Annotated in this window: 1 tRNA gene and 1 rRNA gene; both read right to left on the bottom strand. The window is 51.1% G+C overall.

The annotated features are described in order from the left end of the window. Window positions 1-10: 10 nt before the first annotated feature. A tRNA-Ile gene (locus tag PAE54_RS12185) sits at window positions 11-87 on the bottom strand. Between the two features lie 61 nt (window positions 88-148). Continuing rightward, window positions 149-1,685, bottom strand: a 16S ribosomal RNA gene (locus PAE54_RS12190). Window positions 1,686-1,797 lie beyond the last annotated feature (112 nt).

Genomic DNA, 1,797 nt, shown 5'->3' on the forward strand with positions numbered 1-1,797 from the left:
TCGTCAGTAGTGGTGGGTCTGACAAGACTTGAACTTGTGACCCCACGCTTATCAAGCGTGTGCTCTAACCAACTGAGCTACAGACCCTCAGATACATCGTCATGAAGAACAACTTGTTGTGGATTCTTACCAATCGTCAATCTTTCGTTAAGGAGGTGATCCAGCCGCAGGTTCCCCTACGGCTACCTTGTTACGACTTCACCCCAGTCATCGGCCACACCGTGGTAACCGCCCTCTTTGCAGTTAGGCTAGCTACTTCTGGTGCAACAAACTCCCATGGTGTGACGGGCGGTGTGTACAAGGCCCGGGAACGTATTCACCGCGGCATTCTGATCCGCGATTACTAGCGATTCCGACTTCATGGAGTCGAGTTGCAGACTCCAATCCGGACTACGATCGGCTTTTTGAGATTAGCATCACATCGCTGTGTAGCAACCCTTTGTACCGACCATTGTAGCACGTGTGTAGCCCTGGCCGTAAGGGCCATGATGACTTGACGTCGTCCCCGCCTTCCTCCAGTTTGTCACTGGCAGTATCCTTAAAGTTCCCACCCGAAGTGCTGGCAAATAAGGAAAAGGGTTGCGCTCGTTGCGGGACTTAACCCAACATCTCACGACACGAGCTGACGACAGCCATGCAGCACCTGTATGTAAGTTCCCGAAGGCACCAATCCATCTCTGGAAAGTTCTTACTATGTCAAGGCCAGGTAAGGTTCTTCGCGTTGCATCGAATTAAACCACATGCTCCACCGCTTGTGCGGGCCCCCGTCAATTCATTTGAGTTTTAGTCTTGCGACCGTACTCCCCAGGCGGTCTACTTATCGCGTTAGCTGCGCCACTAAAGCCTCAAAGGCCCCAACGGCTAGTAGACATCGTTTACGGCATGGACTACCAGGGTATCTAATCCTGTTTGCTCCCCATGCTTTCGTACCTCAGCGTCAGTATTAGGCCAGATGGCTGCCTTCGCCATCGGTATTCCTCCAGATCTCTACGCATTTCACCGCTACACCTGGAATTCTACCATCCTCTCCCATACTCTAGCTTCCCAGTATCGAATGCAATTCCCAAGTTAAGCTCGGGGATTTCACATCCGACTTAAAAAGCCGCCTACGCACGCTTTACGCCCAGTAAATCCGATTAACGCTCGCACCCTCTGTATTACCGCGGCTGCTGGCACAGAGTTAGCCGGTGCTTATTCTGCGAGTAACGTCCACTTATCCCAGGTATTAACTAGGTAAGCCTCCTCCTCGCTTAAAGTGCTTTACAACCAAAAGGCCTTCTTCACACACGCGGCATGGCTGGATCAGGGTTCCCCCCATTGTCCAATATTCCCCACTGCTGCCTCCCGTAGGAGTCTGGGCCGTGTCTCAGTCCCAGTGTGGCGGATCATCCTCTCAGACCCGCTACAGATCGTCGCCTTGGTAGGCCTTTACCCCACCAACTAGCTAATCCGACTTAGGCTCATCTATTAGCGCAAGGTCCGAAGATCCCCTGCTTTCTCCCGTAGGACGTATGCGGTATTAGCGTTCCTTTCGAAACGTTGTCCCCCACTAATAGGCAGATTCCTAAGCATTACTCACCCGTCCGCCGCTAAGCTAAGGTGCAAGCACCCTCGCTCCGCTCGACTTGCATGTGTTAAGCCTGCCGCCAGCGTTCAATCTGAGCCATGATCAAACTCTTCAGTTTAAAATCATTTGCCACTTTTTCGAAGTGGCCAAATCTGGCTCATTAATCTTACTGACTAAAAATTCGCTCAAATAAACTTCGAGTAATTTCTACCAATTCAATCAATGATAAT

The sequence above is a fragment of the Acinetobacter minutum genome, from assembly GCF_035916735.1.
Taxonomy (GTDB): domain Bacteria; phylum Pseudomonadota; class Gammaproteobacteria; order Pseudomonadales; family Moraxellaceae; genus Acinetobacter.